Origin of the sequence: Lentzea sp. HUAS TT2 (assembly GCF_051853195.1) — a bacterium.
In the GTDB taxonomy this organism is placed as follows: Bacteria; Actinomycetota; Actinomycetes; order Mycobacteriales; family Pseudonocardiaceae; genus Lentzea.
The window spans coordinates 8,518,118-8,541,774 of the sequence record NZ_CP196667.1 but is presented as its reverse complement, the minus strand read 5'-3'; the positions used below and the strand labels follow the sequence as shown (position 1 = coordinate 8,541,774).

The 23,657-nt window shown below is 71.6% G+C and carries 23 protein-coding genes and 1 pseudogene; 13 read left to right on the top strand and 11 right to left on the bottom strand.

The window, feature by feature from the left end:
• Nucleotides 1–145: 145 nt before the first annotated feature.
• The 3 genes from ACSHWB_RS40440 to ACSHWB_RS40430 are packed head-to-tail and all read left to right on the top strand — an operon-like array spanning nt 146 to nt 3,403.
• The gene (locus ACSHWB_RS40440) at nt 146–1,513 is read left to right on the top strand and encodes an MFS transporter (protein ID WP_439658600.1); all 1,368 of its coding nucleotides are present in this window, start codon (nt 146–148) and stop codon (nt 1,511–1,513) included.
• Complete coding sequence (locus tag ACSHWB_RS40435) at nt 1,510–2,829, top strand: hypothetical protein (protein ID WP_439658599.1); 1,320 nt, start codon at nt 1,510–1,512, stop codon at nt 2,827–2,829. Before ACSHWB_RS40440 ends, ACSHWB_RS40435 begins: the two co-directional genes overlap by 4 nt.
• A 25-nt stretch (nt 2,830–2,854) precedes the next feature.
• The gene (locus ACSHWB_RS40430; protein ID WP_439658598.1) at nt 2,855–3,403 is read left to right on the top strand and encodes a hypothetical protein; all 549 of its coding nucleotides are present in this window, start codon (nt 2,855–2,857) and stop codon (nt 3,401–3,403) included.
• Between the two features lie 138 nt (nt 3,404–3,541).
• Here ACSHWB_RS40430 and ACSHWB_RS40425 read toward each other — a convergent pair whose 3' ends face one another.
• On the bottom strand, nt 3,542–4,840 hold the full coding sequence (locus tag ACSHWB_RS40425) for a diacylglycerol/lipid kinase family protein (RefSeq protein ID WP_439658597.1): 1,299 nt from the start codon (nt 4,838–4,840) through the stop codon (nt 3,542–3,544).
• Nucleotides 4,841–4,980: 140 nt separating this feature from the next.
• Here ACSHWB_RS40425 and ACSHWB_RS40420 point away from each other — a divergent pair, with 140 nt between their 5' ends.
• Nucleotides 4,981–5,805 carry a glutaminyl-peptide cyclotransferase gene (locus ACSHWB_RS40420; protein ID WP_439658596.1) on the top strand — a complete coding sequence of 275 codons (825 nt, stop codon included), beginning with the start codon at nt 4,981–4,983 and terminating at the stop codon, nt 5,803–5,805.
• Between the two features lie 133 nt (nt 5,806–5,938).
• On the opposite strand, the gene ACSHWB_RS40415 is transcribed toward ACSHWB_RS40420, so the two are convergent.
• Nucleotides 5,939–6,382: a hypothetical protein gene (locus ACSHWB_RS40415; RefSeq protein ID WP_439658595.1), complete on the bottom strand. Its 444-nt coding sequence runs from the start codon at nt 6,380–6,382 to the stop codon at nt 5,939–5,941.
• Between the two features lie 288 nt (nt 6,383–6,670).
• Between ACSHWB_RS40415 and ACSHWB_RS40410 the strand changes: the two genes are divergently transcribed.
• Nucleotides 6,671–10,258: an nSTAND1 domain-containing NTPase gene (locus ACSHWB_RS40410; protein ID WP_439658594.1), complete on the top strand. Its 3,588-nt coding sequence runs from the start codon at nt 6,671–6,673 to the stop codon at nt 10,256–10,258.
• 122 nt (nt 10,259–10,380) lie between these two features.
• The gene (locus ACSHWB_RS40405) at nt 10,381–10,770 is read left to right on the top strand and encodes a peptidoglycan-binding domain-containing protein (protein WP_439658593.1); all 390 of its coding nucleotides are present in this window, start codon (nt 10,381–10,383) and stop codon (nt 10,768–10,770) included.
• Between the two features lie 8 nt (nt 10,771–10,778).
• On the opposite strand, the gene ACSHWB_RS40400 is transcribed toward ACSHWB_RS40405, so the two are convergent.
• Together ACSHWB_RS40400 and ACSHWB_RS40395 are read right to left on the bottom strand one after the other, a co-directional pair.
• A complete protein-coding gene (locus tag ACSHWB_RS40400) occupies nt 10,779–11,267 on the bottom strand; it encodes an SRPBCC family protein (RefSeq protein WP_439658592.1) in 489 nt (162 codons plus the stop codon).
• A 57-nt stretch (nt 11,268–11,324) separates the two neighbouring features.
• Entirely contained in the window at nt 11,325–12,032 is a 708-nt protein-coding gene (locus tag ACSHWB_RS40395) for an SDR family oxidoreductase (protein WP_439658591.1), read from the bottom strand.
• A gap of 71 nt (nt 12,033–12,103) precedes the next feature.
• Here ACSHWB_RS40395 and ACSHWB_RS40390 point away from each other — a divergent pair, with 71 nt between their 5' ends.
• On the top strand, nt 12,104–12,910 hold the full coding sequence (locus ACSHWB_RS40390; RefSeq protein ID WP_439658590.1) for a helix-turn-helix transcriptional regulator: 807 nt from the start codon (nt 12,104–12,106) through the stop codon (nt 12,908–12,910).
• Here the strand turns inward: ACSHWB_RS40390 and ACSHWB_RS40385 are convergent.
• Nucleotides 12,846–13,607: a hypothetical protein gene (locus ACSHWB_RS40385; RefSeq protein ID WP_439658589.1), complete on the bottom strand. Its 762-nt coding sequence runs from the start codon at nt 13,605–13,607 to the stop codon at nt 12,846–12,848. The genes ACSHWB_RS40390 and ACSHWB_RS40385 overlap by 65 nt on opposite strands.
• A gap of 108 nt (nt 13,608–13,715) precedes the next feature.
• Nucleotides 13,716–14,453 (bottom strand): D-Ala-D-Ala carboxypeptidase family metallohydrolase, encoded by a 738-nt coding sequence (locus tag ACSHWB_RS40380; RefSeq protein WP_439658588.1) that lies wholly within the window; start codon nt 14,451–14,453, stop codon nt 13,716–13,718.
• Between the two features lie 205 nt (nt 14,454–14,658).
• Between ACSHWB_RS40380 and ACSHWB_RS40375 the strand changes: the two genes are divergently transcribed.
• A complete protein-coding gene (locus ACSHWB_RS40375; protein ID WP_439658587.1) occupies nt 14,659–14,841 on the top strand; it encodes a hypothetical protein in 183 nt (60 codons plus the stop codon).
• A gap of 244 nt (nt 14,842–15,085) precedes the next feature.
• Nucleotides 15,086–15,904 carry a GH12 family glycosyl hydrolase domain-containing protein gene (locus tag ACSHWB_RS40370; RefSeq protein WP_439658586.1) on the top strand — a complete coding sequence of 273 codons (819 nt, stop codon included), beginning with the start codon at nt 15,086–15,088 and terminating at the stop codon, nt 15,902–15,904.
• Nucleotides 15,905–15,956: 52 nt separating this feature from the next.
• Here ACSHWB_RS40370 and ACSHWB_RS40365 read toward each other — a convergent pair whose 3' ends face one another.
• Complete coding sequence (locus ACSHWB_RS40365) at nt 15,957–16,634, bottom strand: ABC transporter ATP-binding protein (protein ID WP_439658585.1); 678 nt, start codon at nt 16,632–16,634, stop codon at nt 15,957–15,959.
• Nucleotides 16,631–17,704, bottom strand: a complete 1,074-nt coding sequence (locus ACSHWB_RS40360) for an ABC transporter permease (RefSeq protein WP_439664754.1) — start codon at nt 17,702–17,704, stop codon at nt 16,631–16,633. The genes ACSHWB_RS40365 and ACSHWB_RS40360 overlap by 4 nt, the downstream gene beginning before the upstream one ends.
• Nucleotides 17,705–17,875: 171 nt before the next feature.
• Between ACSHWB_RS40360 and ACSHWB_RS40355 the strand changes: the two genes are divergently transcribed.
• Together ACSHWB_RS40355 and ACSHWB_RS40350 are read left to right on the top strand one after the other, a co-directional pair.
• The gene (locus ACSHWB_RS40355) at nt 17,876–19,075 is read left to right on the top strand and encodes a sensor histidine kinase (protein ID WP_439658584.1); all 1,200 of its coding nucleotides are present in this window, start codon (nt 17,876–17,878) and stop codon (nt 19,073–19,075) included.
• Nucleotides 19,072–19,710, top strand: coding sequence for a response regulator (locus ACSHWB_RS40350; RefSeq protein ID WP_439658583.1), 639 nt, complete (start codon nt 19,072–19,074; stop codon nt 19,708–19,710). The genes ACSHWB_RS40355 and ACSHWB_RS40350 overlap by 4 nt, the downstream gene beginning before the upstream one ends.
• Here ACSHWB_RS40350 and ACSHWB_RS40345 read toward each other — a convergent pair.
• Nucleotides 19,654–20,259, bottom strand: a complete 606-nt coding sequence (locus ACSHWB_RS40345) for a TetR/AcrR family transcriptional regulator (RefSeq protein WP_439658582.1) — start codon at nt 20,257–20,259, stop codon at nt 19,654–19,656. The genes ACSHWB_RS40350 and ACSHWB_RS40345 overlap by 57 nt on opposite strands.
• Nucleotides 20,260–20,317: 58 nt before the next feature.
• Between ACSHWB_RS40345 and ACSHWB_RS40340 the strand changes: the two genes are divergently transcribed.
• Nucleotides 20,318–20,950 carry an NAD(P)-dependent oxidoreductase gene (locus ACSHWB_RS40340; RefSeq protein ID WP_439658581.1) on the top strand — a complete coding sequence of 211 codons (633 nt, stop codon included), beginning with the start codon at nt 20,318–20,320 and terminating at the stop codon, nt 20,948–20,950.
• Nucleotides 20,947–21,843 (top strand): SDR family NAD(P)-dependent oxidoreductase, encoded by an 897-nt coding sequence (locus ACSHWB_RS40335; RefSeq protein WP_439658580.1) that lies wholly within the window; start codon nt 20,947–20,949, stop codon nt 21,841–21,843. The genes ACSHWB_RS40340 and ACSHWB_RS40335 overlap by 4 nt, the downstream gene beginning before the upstream one ends.
• Nucleotides 21,844–21,852: 9 nt before the next feature.
• On the opposite strand, the pseudogene ACSHWB_RS40330 reads toward ACSHWB_RS40335, so the two are convergent.
• Together ACSHWB_RS40330 and ACSHWB_RS40325 are read right to left on the bottom strand one after the other, a co-directional pair.
• Nucleotides 21,853–22,624, bottom strand: a pseudogene (locus ACSHWB_RS40330) (NADP-dependent oxidoreductase).
• A 102-nt stretch (nt 22,625–22,726) separates the two neighbouring features.
• Nucleotides 22,727–23,563, bottom strand: a complete 837-nt coding sequence (locus ACSHWB_RS40325; RefSeq protein WP_439658579.1) for a helix-turn-helix domain-containing GNAT family N-acetyltransferase — start codon at nt 23,561–23,563, stop codon at nt 22,727–22,729.
• Nucleotides 23,564–23,657: the final 94 nt, after the last annotated feature.

Here is a 23,657-nt window from a genome sequence, read left to right as displayed (position 1 = left end):
CGACGGGACCGGTGGGGCCCCGGTCCACCAGCGACGCAACACCCCCGCGGTCGCCGGCACACCACCCGCCGCGGGGGAGCACCGTCACGGCACCTCATCCGCGGCGCGTGAAGCGCTCGGGACGCGGCCGCCGGAGTCTGCGTGAGTGGACTCCAACGCCTTGCGCAGAGTGCTCGTGCCCCTCGCCCTCGCCCAGTTCATCTGCAGCTTCGCCGGCTCCAACATGAACGTGATGATCAACGACATCAGCCGGGACCTGGACACCACCGTCCAGGGCGTCCAGCTCGCGATCACGATCTTCCTGCTGGTCATGGCGGCGCTGATGATCCCCGGCGGCAAGCTGACCGACCGCTACGGCCGCAAGCGGTGCCTCACCGCCGGTCTCGCCGTGTACGGGCTCGGCGCGGTGCTGAGCGCGTTCGCGCCCGGTCTGCCCGTCCTCATCGTCGGCAACTCGATCCTGGAGGGCGTCGGCACCGCGTTGCTGATCCCGCCCGTCTACATCCTGGCGACGATGCTGTTCACCGGCGTCACCTCACGCGCCCGTGCCTTCGGCGTGATCAACGGCATGGCGGGCGTCGGCGCCGCGACCGGGCCGTTGATCGGCGGGCTGATCACGACGGTGCTCAGCTGGCGGGTGGCGTTCCTGTTCCAGGCGCTGGTCGTCGCGGTGATCTTCGTGTTGAGCCGCAAGCACGTCCAGGACCCGCGGCCACCGGATCCGAGCCGCCCGTTCGACCTCCGCGGCGCGGTGCTGTCGTCGGTCGGGCTCGTCCTGGTCGTGTCGGGCGTGTTGGCCGCGGACAACAACCTCTGGCTGATGCTGGGGTTGCTCGCCGCCGGAGTCCTCACGCTCGTGTGGTTCTTCCACTCCGTGCGCGCCAAGGAACGTGCCGGCGTGGAACCGTTGCTGTCGACGGAGTTGTTCCGCAGTCGCACGTCCAACCTCGGCCTGGTCACGCAGAACGTGCAGTGGCTGGTGCTCATGGGAATCTCGTTCGTGGTCTCGGCCTACCTCCAGGTCGTGCGCGGCTACAACGCGATCGAGACCGGCCTGATCCTCACGGCGGCGACAGCGGGTGTGCTGCTCGCATCTCTGTCAGCGGAGCGTCTTGCGCGCCGGCACGCCCAGCGCAGCCTCGTGCTGACCGGGTTCGCCGTGACGGTCGGAGGTATCGGGCTCTTCCTCGCGCTGCTCGCCCTTTCGCCACAGCCGTGGACCTTCCTGCCCGGACTGTTCCTGATCGGGCTCGGCATCGGCGCGATGCTGACGCCGTCGGTGAACGTCGTGCAGTCGAGCTTCCCGGACGCGCTGCAGGGCGAGATCTCCGGCCTGTCCCGCAGCGTGTCCAACCTCGGGTCGTCCCTCGGCGCCGCGATCGCGGGCACCATCCTCGTCGCGGGCATCACCAGGACACCCGAACGTTCCTACGCGCTGGCGTTGGTGGTGCTGGCGTTGATCGCACTCGGCGGCATGGCGGCCGCCGCGTTCCTGCCGCGGGCCGTGCGATGACCGGCGAACCCGACGAGTTGCCCCGGTTGCGGGCACAGGTCTACGCGCTGCAGGCACGGCTGGACCGGCGGCAGCGGCGCGAGGTCACAGTGCGGATGCTCCGCCGGATCGGTGCCGCCGTGCTGATAGCGGTGACGGCGTTCGCGCTCGTGATGAGCGTGGTCGGCATCTGGAGTGCGCGCACCGCGCTCAACACCGACCGGTGGGTCGCCACAGTCGCGCCCCTGCCCCAAGATCCGGAGGTCGCCCTGGCGGTGGCGGACTTCGCGACCGTCAAGCTGTTCGAGGCCGTCGACGTCGAACAGCGGTTGCGCGCGGTGCTGCCCGAGCAGGCCGCGTTCGTCGCCGGGCCGCTGGCGAGCCAGCTGCACGCCCCGGTGCGGGCGACGGCCGCCGAGGTCCTTGCCAGCGAGCAGTTCCAGCGCGTCTGGATCGAGCTCAACCGCCGTGCCCACCAGCGTGCGCTCGCGGTCATCGAGGGCGACAGCGAACTCGTGTCCGTCCACCGGGACCGGGTCGAGATCGACCTGCTGCCGTTGATCAACGAGATGCTCCGGACGCTCAGCGCGCAGCTGCCCACCCTGTTCGGCAGGCAGCTCTCGTTGCCGGACCTGAGCAGTGGTGAGATCCCGGCGGATCTGCGGGTCCGGGTGCAGGACTCGCTCGGCGTCACGCTGCCGGAGAACTTCGCGCGGTTCACCGTCTACGACTCCGGCCAGCTGTGGGCGGCCCAGCAGGCGGTGGCGACGGCCAAGAGAAGCCTCGTTCTGTTCCTGCTCAGCACACTCGTGCTGCTCGTGCTCGCTTTGCTCGTCTCGCTCGATCGCCGGCGCACGGCGCTGCAACTCGGTCTGTGGCTGGTGATCGCGGCCGTGGCGGTCACGGCGGTGCTGCGCGCGGTCCGCGACCAGATCCTCCAGAGCATGCCGGAAGGGCTCTACCGCGACGGCGCCGCGGATGTGCTGACGGCGGTCTTCAGCCAGCTGCGCACACGGGGCTGGCAGATGCTGTGGACAGGCGCGCTGCTGGCCCTGCTGATGTACGTGATCGGACCGGGCAGAGGACCGATGTGGTTGCGCCGCAAAACGGTCAAGGCTTGGAGCGCGATCCGCGTTGGCGTGCAGGCGGTCGCCGCGCATGGTCCACATTGGACGGCGCAGCACCTCGACGCCGTGCGCGTGGGCGGTGTCGCCGTGGCCGTCGTGCTCGCGCTGCTGCTCTCGTCGTGGACGGCCCTGCTGTCGATCGTGGTGGTGCTGGCGGCCTACGAGCTGCTCGTGACCGTGTTCGCCCTGCGTGCCACCCGTACCGGATGACGTGACCGAACAAAGGAGGAGTCGTATGGCCATCGGGCCGATTCAACTGATCGTGCTGGGCTTCACCCACCCGGACTTCCGCGGTGAGGTGATCGCCGAACTGGAGAAGCTCCGCAGGTCCGGCACCGTTCGCGTGATCGACGCCATCGCCGTCCACAAGGACCCGAAGGGCGCCATCGCGGTCGAGCACCTGAGCACCCTCGCACCGGAGGAAGCGGTCGAGCTGGGCAGCAAGATCGGCGCGCTGATCGGCCTCGGCGCGGCGGGGCGGGAGGGCGCCGAGGAAGGCATGGCCAGGGGAGCGGAGTCGGCGCGGGAGAAGGGAGGCGTCCACCCGTTCAGCGACGCGGACGCGTGGGACGTGCTCGCCGAGATCCCCGACGACAGCGCGGCGGCACTGCTGCTCATCGAGCACCACTGGGCCGTGCCGCTGCGCGACGCCGTGGCCCGTGCCAAGGGTTTCCGCATCTCCGACGGCTTCATCAGCCCGTTCGACCTGATCGCCCTCGGGATGGTGAGCGCGGAGGAGGCCCAGCAGCTGCACGACCTGGAGACAGCAGGATCGACTCGATGAGGAGGCAGACGTGTTCGGATCACGCCGCGTGGCCCGCCGCACCGCACGACGCACGGCGCGGCGGACCGCGGGAGTTCCCGGGATGTTCAGGTCACGCCGGATAGTCCGCCGGGTGTCACGCCGCCGCTGACCCGTGCTTCAGGACAGGGCCAGCGCACGCAGCCGCGCCCAGTCCAGCTCGGGCCGGAGCGGTGGAACGCCAGGCCGGTGGCGCGGCACCCGCACCCGCAGCGCCCCCGGCCTGACCACGCACCGCACGGGAGTCGTCAGCATGACCGCCTCGCCGTCCACGCCGCACGGCAGCAACGGTGCGTCCGCCGTGATGACGACCTCCGTCGCGGCCTGCAGGAGCACGGACTCCGATCGCCGCCGGCCTCGCAGCAGGCCGGCGGCCTCGGCCGCGTCCCGCACCGTCACGGCGAGCACGCCCAGCACGCCGCCGTCCAGTCGCGGCCTGCGTCCCAGCCCGGCCAGGTCGCCCGACCCGTACGGGTTGTTGCTGACCAGCACCGCCTGCGCGCCGGCCAGCCAGGAGCCGCCCACCCGCAGCCGCAGCGCCGCGGAGCGCGGCCCGGTCAGCAGGCCCGGCAACAGGTTCAGCGTCGTCCGCGTCCTGCCCTCGCGGTAGGCGGGACTCCGCACGACCTCGGCGTACGCGCCGAACGACGCGTTGTTGACGAAGGTGCGGTCGCCGGCCATGCCGAGATCGACCCGCACCTCGACACCGTCGGCGAGCGCGTCGAGGCAGCGGCGGGGATCGTCGCGGTCCAGCCCGAGGTCGAGCGCGAAGTGGTTGCGGGTGCCCGCCGAGATGACCATGAACGGCACCCCGCGCTCCGCCGCGACCCCGGCCACGACCGCCTGGGTGCCGTCACCCCCGGCCACGCCGAGCAGGTCGGCGCCGTCGTCCAACGCCCGCCGGGCGAGCGCGGCGACGTCCTGCGCACCGTCGAGCACGCAGACCTCCGCGCCCAGATCCGTTGCCAGCTCAGGTAGTCCGAACCGGCCGACCTTCCCGTCACCGGACCTCGGGTTCATGATCAGGTACGGCCGCCGTGGCCGTGGCACCTCGAGTTCGGCCGGACGCTCCGCCCCGCCGTTCGCGGTGAGCGCGCGCCGTCCGCAGACCACCGCGGCGAACCACAGCAAGCCGCACACCACGACCACCCACACCAGCCGGGCCTGCACGTACAGGACGACCACGGTCAGCGGCGCGAGCACCACGAGCACCCCGCCGAGCCACCGCACGAGGCCGCGGTGGGCGAGGAACCACCAGGCACCCGCCAGCGCGACCGCCGTCCCCACCGCGGCGGTCAGCACCAATCCGGCGCCGGCCCGCACACCGGCCGCCACCAGCACGACCACGACGGCCGTACCCGCGGCCAGGAACGCGAGCCGGGCCATCCGGCGTTGTTTCGGCGTTGTCACAACGGTCACGGCAGCCTCCAAAGTGGAATGTGCCTCCAACCTGGCCGCACCCGGCGCGAACGGCCTCACCCCGGCCGGATGAACGGGCCAGGCCGGCTCACCCGCGACGGCGGAAGCGCCCCGGTCAGATCACCACGAGGCTCGGTGCGGTGAAACCGTTGCGCGTCAACAGAGTTCTCTGCCCGATGGTCGCGGGGCTGCTGGCTCTCGCCGGCTGCGCGGCTCCCCAGCGGGTCGCCCAGGTCAGCTCCGCGCCGCCCACTCCCGTGCCGATCGCCACTGGCTCCACCTCGCGGCACTTCCACGCCCAGGTCCTCGCGCGAGTCCCGACCGACCGTGCCGACGCCCGCGGCCTGGAACTGGTCGGCGACCTCCTGGTGGAGAACACGGGACCGGTGATCCGCGCGGTGGCACCCGCCACCGGCGAGGTCCAGGCCCAGCAGGCCGTCCCGCCGGGCAGCGGAACCGCGCTGACCCCGGCCGGGTTGTGGCACACCGGTGACGAAGGCGCGGTGTTGCTGGACCCGCGCTCACTGGCCGAACGGCGCCGGACCACGATCACCGATCAGGTCTGGGGGCTGTGTTACGACGGAACAAACCTGGTGCAGTCCGACGGCACCACCAGGCTGCTGCTGCGCGACCGCGACACCGCGGAGCTGATCCGCGAACTCCGCGTCGACGCCCGCGAATGGGCGGCCGCACGGCTCGGCGAGCTCCACTGCGCGACCATCGACGGCCGCCCGCAGGTGTGGGCGGCCGTCACCGGAACGGACTGGATGATCCGCGTGGACCTGGCCTCGGGCACCGTCACCGCGGACGCCGACCTCACCGCCGTCACCGTCGCCGAGGTGCCGACGGGCCGCAACCAGGTGATCGGGGGCATCGCGGCGGTGGCGAACGCGGCGGGGGAGCTGTGGCTCACCGGCAGGCACTACCAGCACCGCTACCGGGTCCGGCTGCAGCCGCGGGTGTGACGGCTGCCTCTATAGCTTCAGTGTTGACCAAAATCAAGTCACGTCACGGGGCTCACGTGGTCGATCTACGTGCAGACGGATGGCGGGACGTCCGAGGACGCCCCGCCACCCGCAGTTCAGCGCCGGCGACTCATCACGGGTCCGAGGTGCACGTGCTGGACACGAAGCCAGCCCAGGGATAGCCGTGGAACCCGAAGACGTCGGGCATCAGGATCCAGCCGTTGGCGTTGGAGTAACCGCAGGCGTTGTAACGCCCGCCCAGGGTCAGGTTGCGGCACGGGGCGTAGCCGGCCGAGACGTAGCCCATGATGTAGGCGGGATTCGGGTCGGCGTGGTCGAAGTACCCGAGCGAGGCGTTCAGGAAGATCCACGAACCCGAGCACTGGCCGGTCGCCGCGGCCCTCGGCATCTTGCCCTCGACCGCTTTCATGACTTCGGCGGTCGCGGCGTCGGCCTCCGCTTTGGTGGCGAAACCGCGGGCCATCGGACCGGGGGCACCACCGGCGGTCGCCGCGACCGGGGACTGCTCCGGTGCGGAGGCCGCGGCGGCCGAGAGCACCGGAACCAAGACGACCAACGCCGCTATGGCGGCTGAAACGATCGGTCTGGACTTTCTCACAGATCCTCGCTTTCGCAATGACGCGGACTAAGGAACGTCTGTCGAGTACAGCGATCGAGAAGGTTGTCCAGTAGGGGGCTTGTTGGTGGACAACGCTTCTCGGCGGTCGCATCCCACGTGCTCGGCTGTCCCCGTGAACTTTTTGCCGTTATTGGCTGTCCGTCTCCCCGCGCTGGTATCACCGCAGTGGAGAAAGTCCGGCGTCCTCGGGCGTCGGCGGGTGGAATTGCGTCGGGGGAGATGCGAATGCCACGTCCTGAACGTCCGGTGGATCCCGCTGACGGGCCGATCGCGGCGTTCGCCGCGGACCTGCGGAAGTTGCGCGCGGAGGCGGGTGGTCCGGGATATCGGGAGTTGGCCGTGCGGGCGGGTTACTCGGCGGCCGCGCTGGCGAACGCGGCGAACGGGCGGCGGTTGCCGAGTCTGGCCGTGACGCTGGCGTTCGTCCGTGCGTGCGACGGGGACTGCGTGGAATGGGAGCAACGGTGGCGGTGTGAGGCCGCCGCGACCACCACGCCCGACGAGGGCGGCGCGCCTTACCTGGGACTGGCCGCATACGGGGTCGACGACGCTGACCGGTTCTGCGGGCGTGCTGACATGACGGCCCGGCTGGTGGACCTGCTGCTGTGCCACCGGTTCGTCGCCGTGTTCGGTGTTTCCGGCAGTGGGAAGTCCTCGTTGTTGCGGGCTGGGCTGGTCCCGGCCCTGCGCGACCGGTTCCGCGGCACTCCCGTCGTCGTGGTCACACCGGAGAGCAGGCCGGGGAGGCTGGCGGATGTGGTGGTGCAGAAGAACTTCCTGGTCGTGGACCAGTTCGAGGAACTGTTCACGCTGTGCGCGGACGAGGAGGAGCGAGGCGGGTTCGTCGAGGCCTTGATCGCCCGTGCGGCGTGGCAGGACGGCGCCACGGTGATCGGCGTGCGTGCCGACTTCTACGTCCGCTGCATCGAACAGCCGGGGCTCTCCCGGTTGCTGGCGGCCGCGAGCGTGCCGGTGGAACCGTTGAGCGAGAACGACGTGCGGGAGGTGATCACCAAGCCGGCGCACCAGGCGGGGATGACGGTGGAGCGGGCGCTGGTGACCAAGATCCTCGCCGACGTGCAAGGGCAGCCGGGTGCGTTGCCGTTCTTGTCGCACGCCCTGCTGGAGACGTGGCGGCAACGGCGTGGCGACGTCCTCACGGTCACCGGGTACGAGGCGGCCGGTGGGGTCGCTTCCGCTGTCGCCTGGACGGCGGAGACCGTGCACCGGCGGTTCACCGCGGACCAGGCGGACGCACTGCGCGCGGTGCTGGTGCGACTGGTCGTCCTCGGCGAGGGCGGGATGCCGGACACCCGCCGTCGGATCACCAGGGAAGAGGTCGATCTCCCCGGCGTGGACGTCGTGCTCCGCGAGCTCGCGGCCGCCCGTCTGGTGGTGCTGGGGGAGAACACGGTCGAACTCGCGCACGAGGCGTTGATCGGTGCGTGGCCGCGGTTGCACGACTGGTTGCACCAGGACCGGGAGACGTTGCGGCTGCATCGGCAGCTCACCCACGACAGCGGTACCTGGGACAGCCATGGCCGCGACTCCGACCTGCTGTACCGGGGCGCGCGGCTGGCGGCCTGGGACGGACGCGCGGTGCACGCGTTGAACGAGCGCGAACGGACGTTCCTCGAGTCGAGCCGGCACCGCGCCGCGCGGGAGACCCGGTCGCGGCGCAGGAGGCTGCGGCTGGCGGTGACCGGACTGGCCGCCGGCCTGGTCGTGACCACCGTGCTCGCACTGGTCGCCGTCGCGCAGGCGGACCGGGCCCGCGACGAACGGGACCGGGCGCTCGCGCGACAACTGGTGGCCAACGCCCGCGACCAGCTGCAACTCGACCAGGAGGTGGCGGTGTTGCTGGCGCGGGAGGCCTTCGACACCAAGCCGATCGACGAGGCAGCAGCGGTGTTGCGGCAGGCGGTGGCCGACTCGCGCATCCGGTCCGTGCACCCGTCCGGGCAGACCCAGGTCTACGGGGTGGGCTACCACCCCGGCGGGCGGCGGCTGGCCAGCGGCGGAGCCGACGGCACCATCCGGGTGTGGGAGGTGGACGGCCAGGACCGGCCGGCCGAGCCGCCGCTGGTGCTGCGCGGGCACGTCGGACAGGTGTGGACCCCGGTCTTCAGCCGCGACGGGCGCTGGCTCGCGGCAGGAGGTGACGACGAGACGGTGACGGTGTGGGATCTCGCGACCGGTGCCGAACCGCTCGTGTTGCGCGGTGGAGGCGGCGACGTGGCCGCCGTCGCGATCAGCCCGTCCGCCGACCGGATCGCCGCGGCGAGCGCCGACGGTGTCGTCCGGCTCTGGGACCGCGCCGACCCGCGGCGGCCGGTGGAGCTGCCGCTCGGCGGTGGTGCCGCACTCGCGGTGGCGTTCAGTGCTGACGGGACACAGCTGGCCGCAGGGGGTGCCGGTCGCGAGGTGCGGGTGTGGCGAGGTGACCTGTCGGACCCTCCCGTGGTGTTGCGCGGGCACGAGAGCGATGTCGAGCAGGTCGCCTTCAGCCCCGACGGACTGCGGCTCGCCAGCGGCAGCCACGACACGACCGTGCGGATCTGGCAGACCTCCGGTGAGGGCGAGGCGTTCGTCCTGCGCGCGAACGACGGCAGCGTCGAGACGGTGGCGTTCAGCCCGGACGGCAGGCGGCTGGCCAGCGGGCACAGCGGCAGCGACACCATCCGCGTGTGGAACACCGTCGAGGGCCATCTCGCCAACCCGCTGGAGCTGCGCGGTCATGACGGTCCTGTGTGGAGCGTCGCGTTCAGCCCCGACGGCCGGCACCTGGCCAGTGGCAGCGGTGACGGCACGATCCGGCTGTGGGACCCGGCCTATCCCGGCAACGCCGAGGTGACGCACGGCCACGAGGGTGGTGCGTGGTCGGTGGCCGTCAGCCGGGACGGGCGGACGATCGCGAGCAGCGGACTGGACGGCACGGTCCGCCTCTGGCGCTCCCCGGACCGCGCCGAGCCCCTGGTGCTGCGCGGCCACGACGGCTCGGTCCGGATGGTCACCGCGACCGCGGACGGCCGGCGGCTCGCGAGCGCGGGGAGAGACCGCACGGTGCGGATCTGGGACGTCACCGAAGGCAGGGCCGTCGCCGTCCTGCCGCACGACGAACCGGTCAGATCCGTGGCTCTCAGCCCGGACGGCCGGCACGTGGTGAGCGGCAGCCGTGACGGCACGGTGCTGCTCTGGTCCACCGACGGCAGCGGCGGACCGGTCAAGCTCCGCGGCCACGACTCCGAGGTCTGGTCGGTGCGGTTCAGCGCGGACGGCCGGCACGTGGCCAGCACCGGTCAGGACAGCGTGGTGCGGATCCAGCGCGTCGACGGCTCCGGCGAGCCCCGTGTCCTGCGCGGCGGCCCCGGCCTCGTGTGGTGCGTCGCCTTCACCCCGGACGAGCAGCTGGTCACCTGCGGCGACGACGGCTCGATCCGGATCTGGGCCGGCGCGGACGCCGATCAACCGCGGCTGGTCCTGCGCGGCCACCGCGGCCCGGTGTGGGGCATGGCCATCAGCCCGGACGGTCGCCGGCTCGCCACCACCGGGGCGGACGGCACGTTGCGCATCCGCGCTCTGCCCGACGGCGCGGAACTGGTGGCACTGCGCGGTCACGGTGCCTCCGTCGAGCACGTCGCGTTCAGCGCGGACGGCGCCGGTGTGTACACGGCGCATGGGGACGGCACGGTGCGCTTCACCCGGTGCGAGGTGTGCGGAGCCGTCGAGGAGGTTCGCGCGATGGCCGACTCGCGGGTGACTCGTGAGCTGACTGCCGAGGAACGGGAGACGTATCTGGGCGCACCGCGCTGATCCTGGCGCCTGCCGGGTTGTCCATCGCAGGTCACCGCTACTGGACAACCCGGCCGGCTGGTCTGGTTGGCGAAGACCGCCGGATTCGACGGCGGCAGGCGTTCCAGGGAGGAATCACCACCATGGCTCGAAAACTGGTCTCGCTGACCTTGGCGTTGCTGACCGGCGCGATCACCACGGCCGGCGTCGCGAGTGCGACCCCCAGGCCGGCCGAGGAGATCGGCGTCCTGATCCGCGACTGCGTCGACGTCCCGAACCGCGACGTCGGGCTCGGCGACACGGGCGACTACGTCCGTGAGGTGCAGTGCCTGCTCAACTGGGCGATCAACCCGTCGACCCACGCTCGGATCGCCGTCGACGGCCGGTTCGGCACCGCCACCGAGAGCAAGGTCAAGACGTTCCAGCGGTGTGCCAACGCCCTTGGCGCCGGTCTGGTCGTCGACGGCCGGGTCGGTTCGCGGACCGCGCCGCACCTCGAGTGGTGGGCGGGCCACAGCGCGTACATCTGCTGAACCGCGGTTCAGCTCGTTTCGCGGACGTCCGTTCCGTGCTCGGCGAACGCTTTGAAGTCCTGCATGTGCTGCAGGGACTGCTTGCGGAAGGTGCCGGGCATCAGGAGACCGACCAGCCGCATCATGAGGCCGCTGAACCGGTACTCGTTCTCACTGACCCAGAGCGTCGTCTCCGGGCCGGCTTCGGTCAGGCGTTCGCGCGCGGCGTTCCACATGCCCTTGCCGACGATCTCGCGTTCGAAGTGGACGACGACGTCCGCCGGGATCCCTTGCAGGTTCTGGGGTTCCCGGCGCGTGATGGTCTCGGTGGCCTCGAACTCCTGCTGTCCCATCCGCAGCACCACGCGCGACTTGGTGCCGACCTGCCCGTGCTCCCCGTTCAGCGGCTCGTGCAGTACCAGGCCCCGCAGCCACATCGGCAGGTGTTGCGGGTCGGCGAGCAGCTTGGCCACCCGTTCCCGCGGCTGGGCGATCTCCAGGGAGACGGTGTACTTCATGGCGGAGCGCTCCGGTTCTCGAGTGAACGGAGGCCCACTCTTGCACGACGACCCACGTCACCAGGGCACAACCGTGCCGTCCCACGAGAAGAAGCCGCCGGTGGGCCCGTCGTCCGCCAGCAGGGCCAGCCGCACGGCTCCCTCGGCGGCCTCGGCCGGGTCACCACCGGCCGCGGCGCGTGCGGTGAGGTCGGTCGCCCGCAGGCCGGGGGCGAGCGCGTTCACCTTGAAGCCGTCCTCGGCCAGCGTCTGGGCGTAGAAGACGGTGAGGGCGTTGAGGGCGGTCTTCGACGACCGGTAGGCGGCGCCGGAGCCCGCACCGGGGGTGAACTGCGGGTTGGGGTTCGTGCTCCAGGTCAGCGAGCTGGTGCCGCTGGAGACGTTGACGATCCGGGGGTGCGGGGAGCGGCGCAGGGCAGGCAGGAAGGCGTTGGTCACCGCCATCACCGCGAACACGTTGGTCTCGAAGGTCCGTCGCATCTCGTCGAGGCCGGTCTCGGCGGGCGGGGCGAGCGAGAGGGCGATGCCGGCGTTGTTCACCAGCACGTCCAGGCTGCCCACCTCGGACGCGGCGCGGGCGATGCCGTCGGCGTCCGTCACGTCGAGGAGCAACGGGCGGGCGCCGATCTCCTCGGCGGCCAGGCGGCCGCGTTCGGCGTCGCGTGCCGCGGCGTGGACGGTGAAGCCCTCGGCGACGAGCAGGCGGGCGATGTGCTTGCCGATGCCCTTGTTGGCGCCGGTGACCAGAGCGGTGCGTTCGTTCATGCCCGCCACGGTCGTCCGCCGCCGGGGGCGCTGCCAGGGATAACCTGGGCCAGTCAGTGGAGGAGGTGCGCATGGCGCGGCAGGAACTGGCCCGCTTCCTGCGGGACCGCCGGACGGCACTGCGTCCGCACGAGCTCGGGTTCGCGGCGACGGGCACCGACCGTCGCACGCCGGGACTGCGCCGCGAGGAGGTCGCGGAGCTCGCCCACATGTCGGTCGACTACTACACGCGGCTGGAGCAGGCGCGGGGCTCGCGTCCGTCGGCGCGGATCCTGGAAGCGCTGTCGCAGGCGTTGCGGCTCACGCCGGCCGAGCGCAGCCACCTGTTCGGTCTGGCGGGGTCGAGCACCCCGCCTCGCATGAGCGCCGTGCGGGAGGTGCGTCCGCACGTGACGCGGATGCTGAAGCGGTTGCCCGGTACCGCCGCCATCGTCACGGACGCGGCGTACGGCGTCGTCGCCTGGAACCCGCTGGCCGAGATGCTGCTCGGGGATCTGGGCAGCGGGACGGTCAACCTAGCCAGGCGACGGTTCCTGGGCCGGAGCTACGAGAGTTCCAGCTCCGAGGAGTTCGGGCACGTCGTGGTCGCCAGGCTGAGGCGTGCCGCCGACCGCTACCCGCACGACCCGCGGCTGACGGCCCTGCTGGACGAGCTGCACGCCGGCAGCGAGGAGTTCCGGCGGATCTGGCGGACGCGCCCGGTGCACGCTCCCGGCCACCGCACCAAGACCGTCCAGCACCCGGAGCTCGGCGCGCTGCGGCTGAACTGCGACGTGCTCCTGGTGCCCGAGGACGACCAGGAGGTCGTGCTGATCACGGCCGACGCGGGCTCGTCCGCCGCGCGAACCCTGGAGCGGCTGGCCAGGCAGGCGGTCTGACGCCGAGCCGCGTCACCAGTAGCTGCACGGCTGCCGCCACCACGACGCCGAGCGCGAACGCGCCCATGCCGAGCGGGACCGTGAACACGGCGAGCACGAAGCAGAAGGACGCGAAGGCGAACAGTCCGGTGAGCACGCCGGCCAGCGCCTTTACCGCGGTCCCTTGTTGCGCGTGCAGGAAACCGGCCAGCACGCTGGTGGCGATCGGGAACGGCGCGAGCAGCCCGGTCCAGCCGGGACCGAGCGCGGCGGACGCCGTCGTGATGACGAGCACCAGGACCCCGGTGGCCACCGCACGGGCAGGCAGGTCCCACGCCGGCGGCGGCCTGGGTTCGTTGTGAGCGCCGGGTTTCGGCATGAGCAGCATCGCGACGCCGGTCGCGGCCAGGGTGCACGCGAACGAGACGAGCGCCGGAACGTGCACGAACGACAGCGCGAAATCCGCGCACAGCACGGCGATCCAGGTCGTGGCGGTCGTGACGACCCAACCTGCGCGGCGGCCGGCGTGGGCGAACACGACGGCGAACACCGCGAGCGAGACGAGCCCGAGCAGTGAGGAACCGGCAGCCCGCGCCGCGAACTCCGCGCCGTGCTGCCGGTAGGTGATGAACAGGATCGGCCCGGCCACGATCGGAAGGCCGACGAGCACACCGGCGACCGCGGGTCCCCAGCGGCGGCCCGCGAGGGACGAGACCACGACCAGCGCGGGCGCCAGGAAGAGAGCTTGAGCAGCAGAACGTCCACTTGCGGGCAGTCTGCCAGAGCGGACGGTGTCGCGGCGATCACCGCGACACCGCCGGTGCCACTAGGAGACGCCGCAGTTCGGCGCGGACCAGAAGCGGCTGGACTTGTGCGCGACGTGCACGTGGTCGTTGTGGCCGGTGTAGCCCGGTCCGAGGATCTCGTTGAAGCCGTGGTTGCGCGCCTGCTTGGCCAGCGCGCAGAAGCCCTGCGCCCCGGCACCCAGGTCGACCGCGTCGCCGTACAGGTGACGGCTCCCGGCCGCGCCGCCGACGGCGTTGTTGCAGGAGACGCTGCGGAAGCCGCCGTTGACGTCGATCGGCCGGTCACCCATGGCGTGCCGCATGGCCTGCAGCTTCCACATGGACACCAGGGCGTTGGCGCGCGCGGTCGCCGCGGAGACGTTGCCGCCGGACCAGTCGGAGTTGCAGTTGTTCAGCTCGTCGTAGGTGAAGTTGATCGGCGTGCAGTCGTTGTCCTGCAAGGCGTACAGCTTCGAGAACGTCGCGGAGCCGGCGACACCGTCCGCGCCGAGACCGTAGGCCTGCTGGAACCGCGTCACGGCCGCCTTCGTGGCGGGACCGAACTGCCCGTCGATGCCGAGCACGGCACCGTAGCCGGGGTAGCCGGCCACCCGGATCTGCAGCTGACGCACGTCCTCACCGGACGCCCCTTGCGAGAGCGTGCGGTTCCAGGTGTAGCACGCGTCGGCCGCCGACACGGGGTCCGCTTGCGCCACGGCGGGGGTGACGAGGACGCCGGTGACCAAGGCGAGCGCCGGTAAGAGAAAACGGAGTTTCACGACAAGTGCACCTTTCGATCGCAGGGAACGTGCAGCCTGTCGAGTGCGTGCCGACTCTGTCAATGAGCAACCAAATGAACGCCTAGTAAGACGAAGGGAAACACCCGGACGGCCCTGGCCGAGCGACCAGGTAGAGCCTGCTCCACCTCCGATCCGGCAGTGGAGGGGATCTTCACGGGGTCACGCGATCACTAGCGTTCTGGGCATGACGAACAACATCGCAACTGACACCCGCACCCGTGCTCTCCTGTGGACCGGCCTGGTGCTGAGCGCTCTTGTCAACGCCGCGGTGCAGACCGCGGGGATCAGCACCGTTCTCGGCATCGTGTTCGGGGTGCTGACGCTGCTGTTCGGCGCCGGTCTGGTCATGAACTACCGGAAGCGCTGACGCTCACAGCACCGGGCGGCCTCCGTCGTGAACTCCTCCAGGCTCATGCTCCGGTGGTACGTCGCGAACGAGAATGCCTGGTACTCGTGACCTGCCTTCGTGTACGGCGGCACCATGCCCGCGGCAGATCTCGCCCGCGTTGACGCCGGGGATGAACTCCATCGGTGAGGAAGGCGTATCCCTCTGCGGGGCGCCGTGCACCGCGCGGCGCCGGTGCCTTCCGGCCGTCGAACGAGGAGCACGGATGAACCCCGCCGCTCACATCGCCTTCCGCGTGGCCGCCGCGTTCGTCGCGCTCGGACTGGGCGGAGCGTTGATCGCCGCGCTCGTCGGCCTGGTCCTGTCGAACATGGGGCCTGTGGCGGGCGCGAGCCTCTCCCTCTGTGCCAAGGACGCCGTTGTTCCGGCCGGAGGCAAGGACTACCTCGCCCAGAACAACGTGTGGAACGCCGAGACACCCCAGTGCATCACCGTGGGGGACCAGTCGTTGCGGATCGAGAGCGCCGGGCACGACGCGTCGCCGGACGGTGCTCCCGCGGCCACGCCGTCGTTGCTCAAGGGGTGTCACTGGCAGGAGTGCACCGATGTCGGTGGCCTGCCGGTGCAGGTGTCGGCGATGCCGCGCGTCACCAGTAACTGGGTCAGCAGCCAGGTCGACACCGGGGTCTTCAACGCCGCCTACGTGGTGTGGTTCCACCGCGGTCCTGTCGCCGAGGGCACGCCGGACGGCGCCGAGATGGTGATCTGGCTGCGCAGCCGTGGAGGTGTGCGGCCGGGTGGGGTGCTGCTGGCCCGCGAGATCACGATCTCGGACGCCCGGTGGAACGTGTGGCTGGCGCGGGACCAGGGCCGGGTGCGGATCACCTACGAGCGCATCGACGAGGCCACCGCCGTCAAGGACCTCGACATCAGCGCGTTCACCGGGGACTCCGTCGAACGAGGCCTGGTCTCGCCGGACTGGTACCTGATCGCCGTCGAGGCCGGGTTCAACCTGTGGCGCGGGGGCGCGGGCAACGCCATCGAGAACTTCTCCGTCTCCGTGGACGGCCAGAAGCCCAAGTAGGCACCAGTTTCGACGTCGTCGGCAGCAGGGGTCTCGCCCGGCATCGTGGCGGTCAGCTGCTCACCTGCCTGAGCGTGCCGTCGTGGACCTCGGCGATCTGGTCGACGGCGACGAGGTGGCCGCGGTCGTGGGTGACCAGGACGGTGGCGGTGGCCTGCTGGTGGGTGAGGCGGGTGAGGAGGTCGACGACCGCTGCTCCTCGTTCGTGGTCGAGGGCGCTGGTGGGCTCGTCGACCAGCAGGACGGTGGGGTCGTTCATCAGGGCGCGGGCGATGTTCACGCGCTGACGCTGGCCGCCGGAGAGCTGGTGCGGGCGGCGTTCTGCCTGCGGTGCCAGGCCTACGGCGTCGAGCAGGTCCATCGCGCGGGTGCGGGCCTTGGCGGGGGAGCGGCCGTCGATCTGGGCCATGACCTGGAGCTGTTCGCAGGCGGTGAGGGCGGGCAGCAGGCTGGGGTGCTGGAAGACGATGCCGATCTTCTGGCGACGCAGGTCCGTGAGCTCGCCGCGGGTCATGCCGGTGGTCGTGGTGCCGTCGACGGTGACCGTGCCGGTGTCCGGGTTGATGAGGGTGGCGGCGACCGCGAGCAGGCTGGACTTGCCGGAACCGGAGGGGCCGACCACGGCGGTCAGGCTGCCGCGGGGGACGTCCAGGGTGACCTGGTCCAGCGCGGTGAGGCGGGAGTCGCCGTCGGGATAGGTGAGCGTGACGTCGGTCAGGGTGAGGCTCATCGGGTGCTCCCCAGTGCGGTCAGCGGGTCGACGGACGTGATGCGGCGGACCGCGAGCGCGGCTCCCAGCGCGCCGAGCACGACCATCACGGCGGCCGGCACGAGCACGGTGGCGGGGGTGAGCACGAACGGCACCGCGGAGCCGGCGAGCGCGGCGCCGACGGCGGCGGCGAGGCCGGTTCCGACGAGGGTCCCGCCCGCGAGCAGGACGACGGCCTGGCCCAGCGCGTCCGTGAGCACCCCGGCCGTGGTGGCGCCCAGCGCCTTGAGCACGGCGATGTCACCACTGCGCTGGATCGTCCAGACGGTGAAGAACGCACCGATGACCAGGGCGGAGATGGCGAACAGGAAACCGCGCATCAGCTGCAGCGAGCCGTTCTCCGAGGTGTAGGAGCCGATCGCGGACAGCGAGTCGTCCGTGGAGACCGTTTTCGTGCCCGCGGCCTGGTCCGTGGCGGCGAGATCGGCACCGGAGGTGGTCAGGGCGATCACGGTCGCCAGCCCGCCGCCCGGGGGCGCGGAGGCGTGCCAGACGTCGAGGGTGGTCCAGATGACCGGGGTGTGGCTGAAGAACGCGTCGCCGGACACCGCGGCCACGGTCAGCTGACGCCCGCCCACCGCGAGGCTGTCCCCGGACTCGACGCCCAGTTCGGCGGCGGCCGCGGCCGACAGCACCGCGGAGTTCCCGGTGATCTTCCCGCTGTCCGGGGCGAGCAGGGATCCGGTCCGGACGCCGAAGGTCGAGACCCCGGTGCTCCGGTCACCCGCGGTGGCCTTGGTGGTGGTGATGCCCAGGGGTTCGGCGGCGGTGACCCCAGGGGTGGTCGCCCAACGCTGCCACTGCGCCTCGGTGACGGTGGAGTTGGCGTAGGACAGCCCCTGACCACCGCTGGGCGCGGCGAAGACGATCTGGTCGGCGGGGAGGCCGGTGATGGCGGAGACGTTCTGCCGGCCGAGCCCCGCTGTCAGCCCGGACAGCAGCCCGACCAGCAGGGTGATCAGCACGATCACGGTTCCCATCAGAGCGAAGCGCCCCTTGGCGAACCGGAGTTCTCTCCAGGCGACGAACAAGGTCTCGACCTGTCCTTTCCAGCGGGTGGTTCGGTACGTCCCCACGGTCGTCGCCGGAGCCCCGCCGAGGCATCTGGCCGGAGATGGCACTTCACGAGCTGGAAGACACCACGCCGGTTCCAACTTTCGACAGAGGTGACGTGACCGCGGCCGACGTAGCCTGGACACACCGTGAACGCCGCCGCTCTGACACCGACCAACCGGGTCCTGACCTGGTGCCTGCACCTCCTGCTCATCGCCCTGCTCGTGCTGGCGATGGCACGGGCCGTGACCGGGGGACACCCGCAGGCCGTGACGGTCGTCGCGGTCGCGCTGGCCTGCGCGGCGGTCTACGTGGCCGGACCGGTGCTTCCTCGCGTCCGCACGTCCCGGCGCGCCGCCGCGTGGTGGCTGGGTGCAGTCGGTGCCGTGTGGCTGGTCCTGGTGGTGCTGACCGCCGACGCCGTGTGGGTGGCGTTCCCCCTGTACTTCCTCCAGCTCCACCTGCTCCCACGCCGGGCGGGCCTGGTCGCGGTGATCGCCACGGCACTGGCCGCGGTCACCGCCTTCGCCTCGCACCAGGGCGTCTTCAGCCCGGTCGCCGCGATCGGCCCGCTGCTCGGCGCCGCCGTCGCGGTCGCCGTGGTCTGGGGCTACCAGGCGCTGTACCGGGAGAGCGAGCAGCGCAGGCGGCTGATCGAGGAGCTCACCGCGACGCGTGCCGACCTGGCCCGCGCCGAGCACACCGCCGGGGTGCTGGCCGAACGGGAACGCCTGGCCCACGAGATCCACGACACCCTCGCCCAGGGCCTGTCGAGCATCCAGCTGCTGTTGAGGGCCGCGGAACGGCTGCTGCCGGACGCCTCGGGCAACGCCGCCCGCTACGTGGGCCAGGCACGCCAGGCCGCCGCCGACAACCTCGCCGAGGCACGCCGTTTCGTCGCCGCCCTCACCCCGCCCGCCCTCGACGGCACCACGCTGGCCGACGCCCTGGAACGCCTGTGCGCCACCACCAGCGCCCGCCACCAGATCACCGCGCGGTTCCACCCCACCGCAGAACCAGCCCCGCTGCCGACGGCACACGAGGTCGCCCTGCTGCGCATCGCCCAGGCCGCCATCGCGAACACCATCCGCCACGCCGAGGCCACCACCGCCGAGATCACCCTGAGCCACCTCGGCGACGAGGTCGAGCTCCGCATCGTCGACGACGGCACCGGCTTCGACCCCGAGAACCTTCCCGCTCCCGATCCCGGCGAGGGAGGGTTCGGCCTGGCCGCCATGCACACCCGCGCCCGTTCGCTGGGCGGCTCCCTCACCGTCGAGTCGGCCCCCGGCCGCACCGCCCTGACCGCCCGGCTTCCCCTGCCGCGATCCACCGAGGCGCGCACATGACCGACACCCCGATCCGCCTCCTCCTGGCCGACGACCACCCCGTGGTGCGCGCGGGTCTGCGGGCCGTGCTGGAGACCGAACCCGGCCTCGTCGTGGTCGCCGAGGCCGCCACCGCCGAAGCCGCCGTGGCGCGCGCCGGCGAGGGCGACATCGACGTCGTCCTGATGGACCTGCGGTTCGGCCCCGGGATGACCGGCGCCGAGGCGACCGCCGCGATCACCGCTCGTCCCGGCGCACCCCGCGTTCTCATCGTCACCACCTACGACACCGACGCCGACACGCTGCCCGCCATCGAGTCCGGCGCCACCGGGTACCTGCTCAAGGACGCCCCTCCCGACGACCTGGCCGCCGCCGTCCGCACCGCCGCGGCGGGACGGACCACCCTGGCCCCCACCGTCGCCGACCGGCTCCTCAACCGGATGCGCACGCCCGACACCGCGCTGACCCGGCGGGAGATCGAGGTGCTCGTGCTGGTCGCCGACGGGTTGTCCAACCGGGCCATCGGGGAGCGGCTGCACCTCACCGAAGGCACCGTGAAGTCGCACCTGGCCCGTTGCTACACCAAGCTCGGCGTCGACTCACGCACCGCCGCCGTCGCGACCGCCACCGACATCGGCCTGATCCGCAGGCGCTGACCAGGTCCCGATCGTGTCCAGCAGGTGGTCGATCACCGCGTCGGTGACCGGGCGCCGCTCGAACATGCTCCGGAACACCATGGGGCCGATGAGCAACGCCGGGGCGTCCGCAAGATCGGCCGCGGCCCGCAGTTCGCCAGTGCGCGCCGCCGACTCCAGGGCCGTGCCGAGCTGACCGCTGATCGTGGCGATGAGCTGCTCGCGCCGGTCGGGTTCGTCCGGTGCTCCGTGGAACAGCGCCGCGGTCACCGCCTGGATCTCGGGCAACGCCAGCTCGTCGGCGAGCGTCCGCATCTGCCGCGCCAGCCAGGGGCGGACGGGCGGCACGGGGTCCCGGAAGAACGGCATGCGGACGCCGGACATCGTGTCGTCGAGCAGCATCCGCGGCTGCGGCCAGTGGCGATACACGGTCGCGCGCCCGACCCCCGCGCGTTTGGCGACGTTCTGGTGGGTCACCGCGGCCGGACCGTCCTCGCGGAGGAGCTCCCGTGCGGCGGACAGGATCGCCTCGCGGCTGCGGGTGACGCGCGGGTCGGTGGAGTCGGCCATGACGACATCTTATGAGACAACTTGACTCAGAAGCACGCGGGACGGCAGAGTGGAACTTATGAGACAGAGTGACTCACAAGTTTCCCGGCTGCTGGTGCTCGGTGCGAGCGGCGGCACGGGACGGGCCGTCGTCGACGTCGCGCTGCGAGCCGGGCACACCGTCACGGCCGTCGTGCGCCGCGCCGACGCGATCCCACCCGCGCCCGGCCTGACCGTGGCGGTCCTGCCGGTGCTGACCGAACTGGCCCACGTCGTCGCCGGCCACGACGCGGTCATCAGCGCGCTCGGCACCAACGACCGCGGCCCGTCCACGGTCTGCTCGGACGGCATCCGTGCCGCGTTGTCAGCGATGAAAGAGACGAACGTGCGCCGCCTCGTGGCCGTCAGCGCACACGGCGCGGCGGAGAGCCGTGACCGGTCGCTGTACTCGCTGCTGCTCTGGGCGTCGGTCAAGCACAAGATGCAGGACAAGGAGGTGATGGAGGCGCTCATCCGGCAGTCCGATGTGGACTGGACGATCGTCCGCCCGCCCGCGCTGAAGGACACCCCGCCGACAGGCGGCTACCGCACGGGCAACGACCTGCGCATCACCGTGACCTCCTCGGTGTCGCGCGCCGACCTGGCCGACTTCCTCGTGTGCGAGGCCGTGCGACCGTCGTTCGTCCGCCAGACCCCGAGGATCGCGGCATGAGCGTCCACAGTGGCCAGATCGCGCTGGTGACCGGCGGCGCAGGCGGAATGGGCAGGGTCATCACCGCGGAACTGCTCCGCGCCGGCGCCCACGTCGTCATCACGAGCCGCGACGCGGAACGCGGCGAAGCCCTGCGGCGCGAGCTCGGCACCGACCGGCTGGAGGTGCTCACCGGCGACCTGGGCGTCCGCCGCGACCTGCACCGGATCGCCGCCGAGTTCTCCGAGCGCCACGACCGGCTGCACCTGCTGATCAACAACGCCGGCGCGCACTACCGCGACCGCAGGCTGACCACCGACGGCGTAGAAGCGCACCTGGCCGTGAACCACCTGGCCGGGTTCACGCTCACCTACCTCCTGCAGGACCGCCTCCGGGCCGCCGCCCCCAGCCGCGTCGTCAACGTCGTCTCGGCGACCATGTCCGACACCCGCACCGTGCCGCTGCCCGGCAGACCACGCCCGGTCTCACTCGACCTGACCGGCGTCACCGACCTGCGCGAGCTCAACCCGGCCGAGGGCTTCGTCCCGTTCACCGCCTACGCGAGGGCGAAGCTGCTGAGCACGATCTGCGGCTACGTCTTCGCCGACCGCTGGCACGACGAGGGCGTGACGGTGAACGCCGTGCACCCGGGACTCGTGAGCACGAGCATCGTCGACGACATCACGCCCGCCGCGCTCAAACCCTTCCGGTCACTGATCCACAGCCGTCTGCTGACGCCGGAAGAAGGTGCGGCGGCCGCACTGCGCCTGGCCACGGACCCCGGCCTTGCGACGGTGACGGGCCGCTATTTCGTGCGCGACAAGGAAGAACGGTCGCCCAGCGTGTCCTACGACCCGGCCACTCGCGCGAAGGCCTGGCAGCTCAGCGCCGACTGGGCGGAGCTCGGCGGATGAGGTACCGCGTCAGCGCTCGTCGACCACGATGATCGACTTCCCGCCGCCGCGTCCCGCACCGAACGCGGTCGCCGCCTCGGCCAGCGGGTACCGCGACCCGACCAGCACGCGCAGGCTTCCCTCGCGGACGAGCTGCGCGAGGTCCGCCAGCCTGCCTCGGTCCGCCTCGACCACGAAGAAGATCGTCCGGCCGTCGCGCGGCCTGGCCTTCGCGGGCTCGCTGATGGTGACCAGGGTGCCGCCGGCCCGGACCAGCGCGGCGGAGCGTTCGAGGACCTCCCCGCCGAAGACGTCCAGGACCACGTCCCACTCTGCCCGCCGCACCGTGGACCAGGACGGTCTGTCCTGGCTCGAGGCGACCGTGGTCGAACAGCGCCTGCCACGCGGTCAGGCCGGAGATCGGCAGGGCGGCGCCGACGACGTGGTCGACGTCCGCCGGGAGGGCTGCGAGGTTGCGGGCCTCGACGGCGGTGAACTCGGCGAGCGACCCGTCCCGGGTCCAGTCGGCGAGCCCGAACACCCGCTGTCCGATCGTGAGCCCGGTGGTGCCGTACCCGAGTTCCGCCACCACGCCGGACAACTCGTGTCCGGGCACGCTGGGCGTCCGGTCACGGCCGGCCCGGTCCGTCCACGTGCCCGGCCAGTCCAGCTCGCCGGGGGTGAAGCCGGCCGCGCACACCCGCACGACGACGTCGTTCTCCGCGGCGTGCGGGTAGGGGCGGTCGGTCAGGGTCAGACCACCGAGACCGGCTGACCGGTCCTGGACGGTGATGGCTTTCATGGCCGAGTCCTCTGTCCGGCAGTCGGTTGTGCTCCGAAGCCAGCCCGGTTCCGGCTCGGAGCAGGGGACCACTTGGCGCCTGGAAGAGAGAACCAGTCGGGCCTAGTCGGCGGTCCGGCGTTCGAGGAACACGGTGTCGCGCCACACGCCGTGGTGCTGCGCGATGCGTTCGCGGACGCCGAGGGTGCGGAAGCCCGCGGAGTGGTGCAGGGCGAGGCTGGCGCGGTTCTCGGGGAAGATCGAGGTCTGCAACGTCCACAGGCCGGTCTCGTCGGCGGCGTTGACCTGCTTGTGCACCAACGCCTTGCCGACGCCTCGGCCGCGGAAGTCCGCGCCCACGTACACGGAGGTCTCCACGACGCCGGCGTAGCAGTCCCTTGTGGACACCGCGGTGGCGGCGGCCCAGCCGGCGACCTGACCGTCGACCTCGGCGACCCAGCGGTGGTCCGGGAGCCACTTGGCGTCGAGCGCCCTGCGCAGCGGCACCTCGGTCTCGAAGGTCGCGTCGCCGGTGCTGATGCCCTCGCCGTAGATGCGGCGCACGGCGTTCCAGTCGGCGGTCTCCAGCGGTCGGACCAGGACGTCCGCCGGGAGATCGGTCGGGCAGCAGGGTCGCGGTGCGAGCACGCCCATGACGACGTCGGCGGCGTGCGGGAGGCCGGTGCAGCAAGACGGGTTGACGCTGACGTGCGTGGCGGTGCCTTCCTTGTGCTGGCGCAGGAAACCGACCTCGACCAGCTTGCGCACGTGGTGCGAGCAGGTGGACTGGCTGATGCCGAGCAGGTCGGTGAGCTCGCCGACGGTCATCGAGCGGGACGCGGTGGCGACGGCGTGCAGCAGGCGCACGCGGGTCGGTTCGGCCAGGCACGCGAACCACTCCGCGTAGGTCGCGGCGTCGTCGGTGGGCAGCACGGCGGGCGTGGCCGCTGCGATCGTCATGGCTGAAGTATCGACGCAAATCGATGGTTGCGTCAATCGATCCGGGTCGATAGAGTCCGCCGTGTTGATTTGAAATCCTTCGATTCAAGGGGTG

Excerpts from the sequence above, each read along its gene's own strand:
- ACSHWB_RS40435 (WP_439658599.1), top strand. The coding sequence starts at position 1,510 with ATGACCGGCGAACCCGACGAGTTGCCCCGGTTGCGGGCACAGGTCTAC.
- ACSHWB_RS40430 (WP_439658598.1), top strand. The coding sequence starts at position 2,855 with ATGGCCATCGGGCCGATTCAACTGATCGTGCTGGGCTTCACCCACCCG.
- ACSHWB_RS40410 (WP_439658594.1), top strand. The coding sequence starts at position 6,671 with ATGCCACGTCCTGAACGTCCGGTGGATCCCGCTGACGGGCCGATCGCG.
- ACSHWB_RS40405 (WP_439658593.1), top strand. The coding sequence starts at position 10,381 with ATGGCTCGAAAACTGGTCTCGCTGACCTTGGCGTTGCTGACCGGCGCG.
- ACSHWB_RS40400 (WP_439658592.1), bottom strand. The coding sequence starts at position 11,267 with ATGAAGTACACCGTCTCCCTGGAGATCGCCCAGCCGCGGGAACGGGTG.
- ACSHWB_RS40395 (WP_439658591.1), bottom strand. The coding sequence starts at position 12,032 with ATGAACGAACGCACCGCTCTGGTCACCGGCGCCAACAAGGGCATCGGC.
- ACSHWB_RS40390 (WP_439658590.1), top strand. The coding sequence starts at position 12,104 with ATGGCGCGGCAGGAACTGGCCCGCTTCCTGCGGGACCGCCGGACGGCA.
- ACSHWB_RS40375 (WP_439658587.1), top strand. The coding sequence starts at position 14,659 with ATGACGAACAACATCGCAACTGACACCCGCACCCGTGCTCTCCTGTGG.
- ACSHWB_RS40370 (WP_439658586.1), top strand. The coding sequence starts at position 15,086 with ATGAACCCCGCCGCTCACATCGCCTTCCGCGTGGCCGCCGCGTTCGTC.
- ACSHWB_RS40365 (WP_439658585.1), bottom strand. The coding sequence starts at position 16,634 with ATGAGCCTCACCCTGACCGACGTCACGCTCACCTATCCCGACGGCGAC.
- ACSHWB_RS40350 (WP_439658583.1), top strand. The coding sequence starts at position 19,072 with ATGACCGACACCCCGATCCGCCTCCTCCTGGCCGACGACCACCCCGTG.
- ACSHWB_RS40345 (WP_439658582.1), bottom strand. The coding sequence starts at position 20,259 with ATGGCCGACTCCACCGACCCGCGCGTCACCCGCAGCCGCGAGGCGATC.
- ACSHWB_RS40340 (WP_439658581.1), top strand. The coding sequence starts at position 20,318 with ATGAGACAGAGTGACTCACAAGTTTCCCGGCTGCTGGTGCTCGGTGCG.
- ACSHWB_RS40335 (WP_439658580.1), top strand. The coding sequence starts at position 20,947 with ATGAGCGTCCACAGTGGCCAGATCGCGCTGGTGACCGGCGGCGCAGGC.
- ACSHWB_RS40325 (WP_439658579.1), bottom strand. The coding sequence starts at position 23,563 with ATGACGATCGCAGCGGCCACGCCCGCCGTGCTGCCCACCGACGACGCC.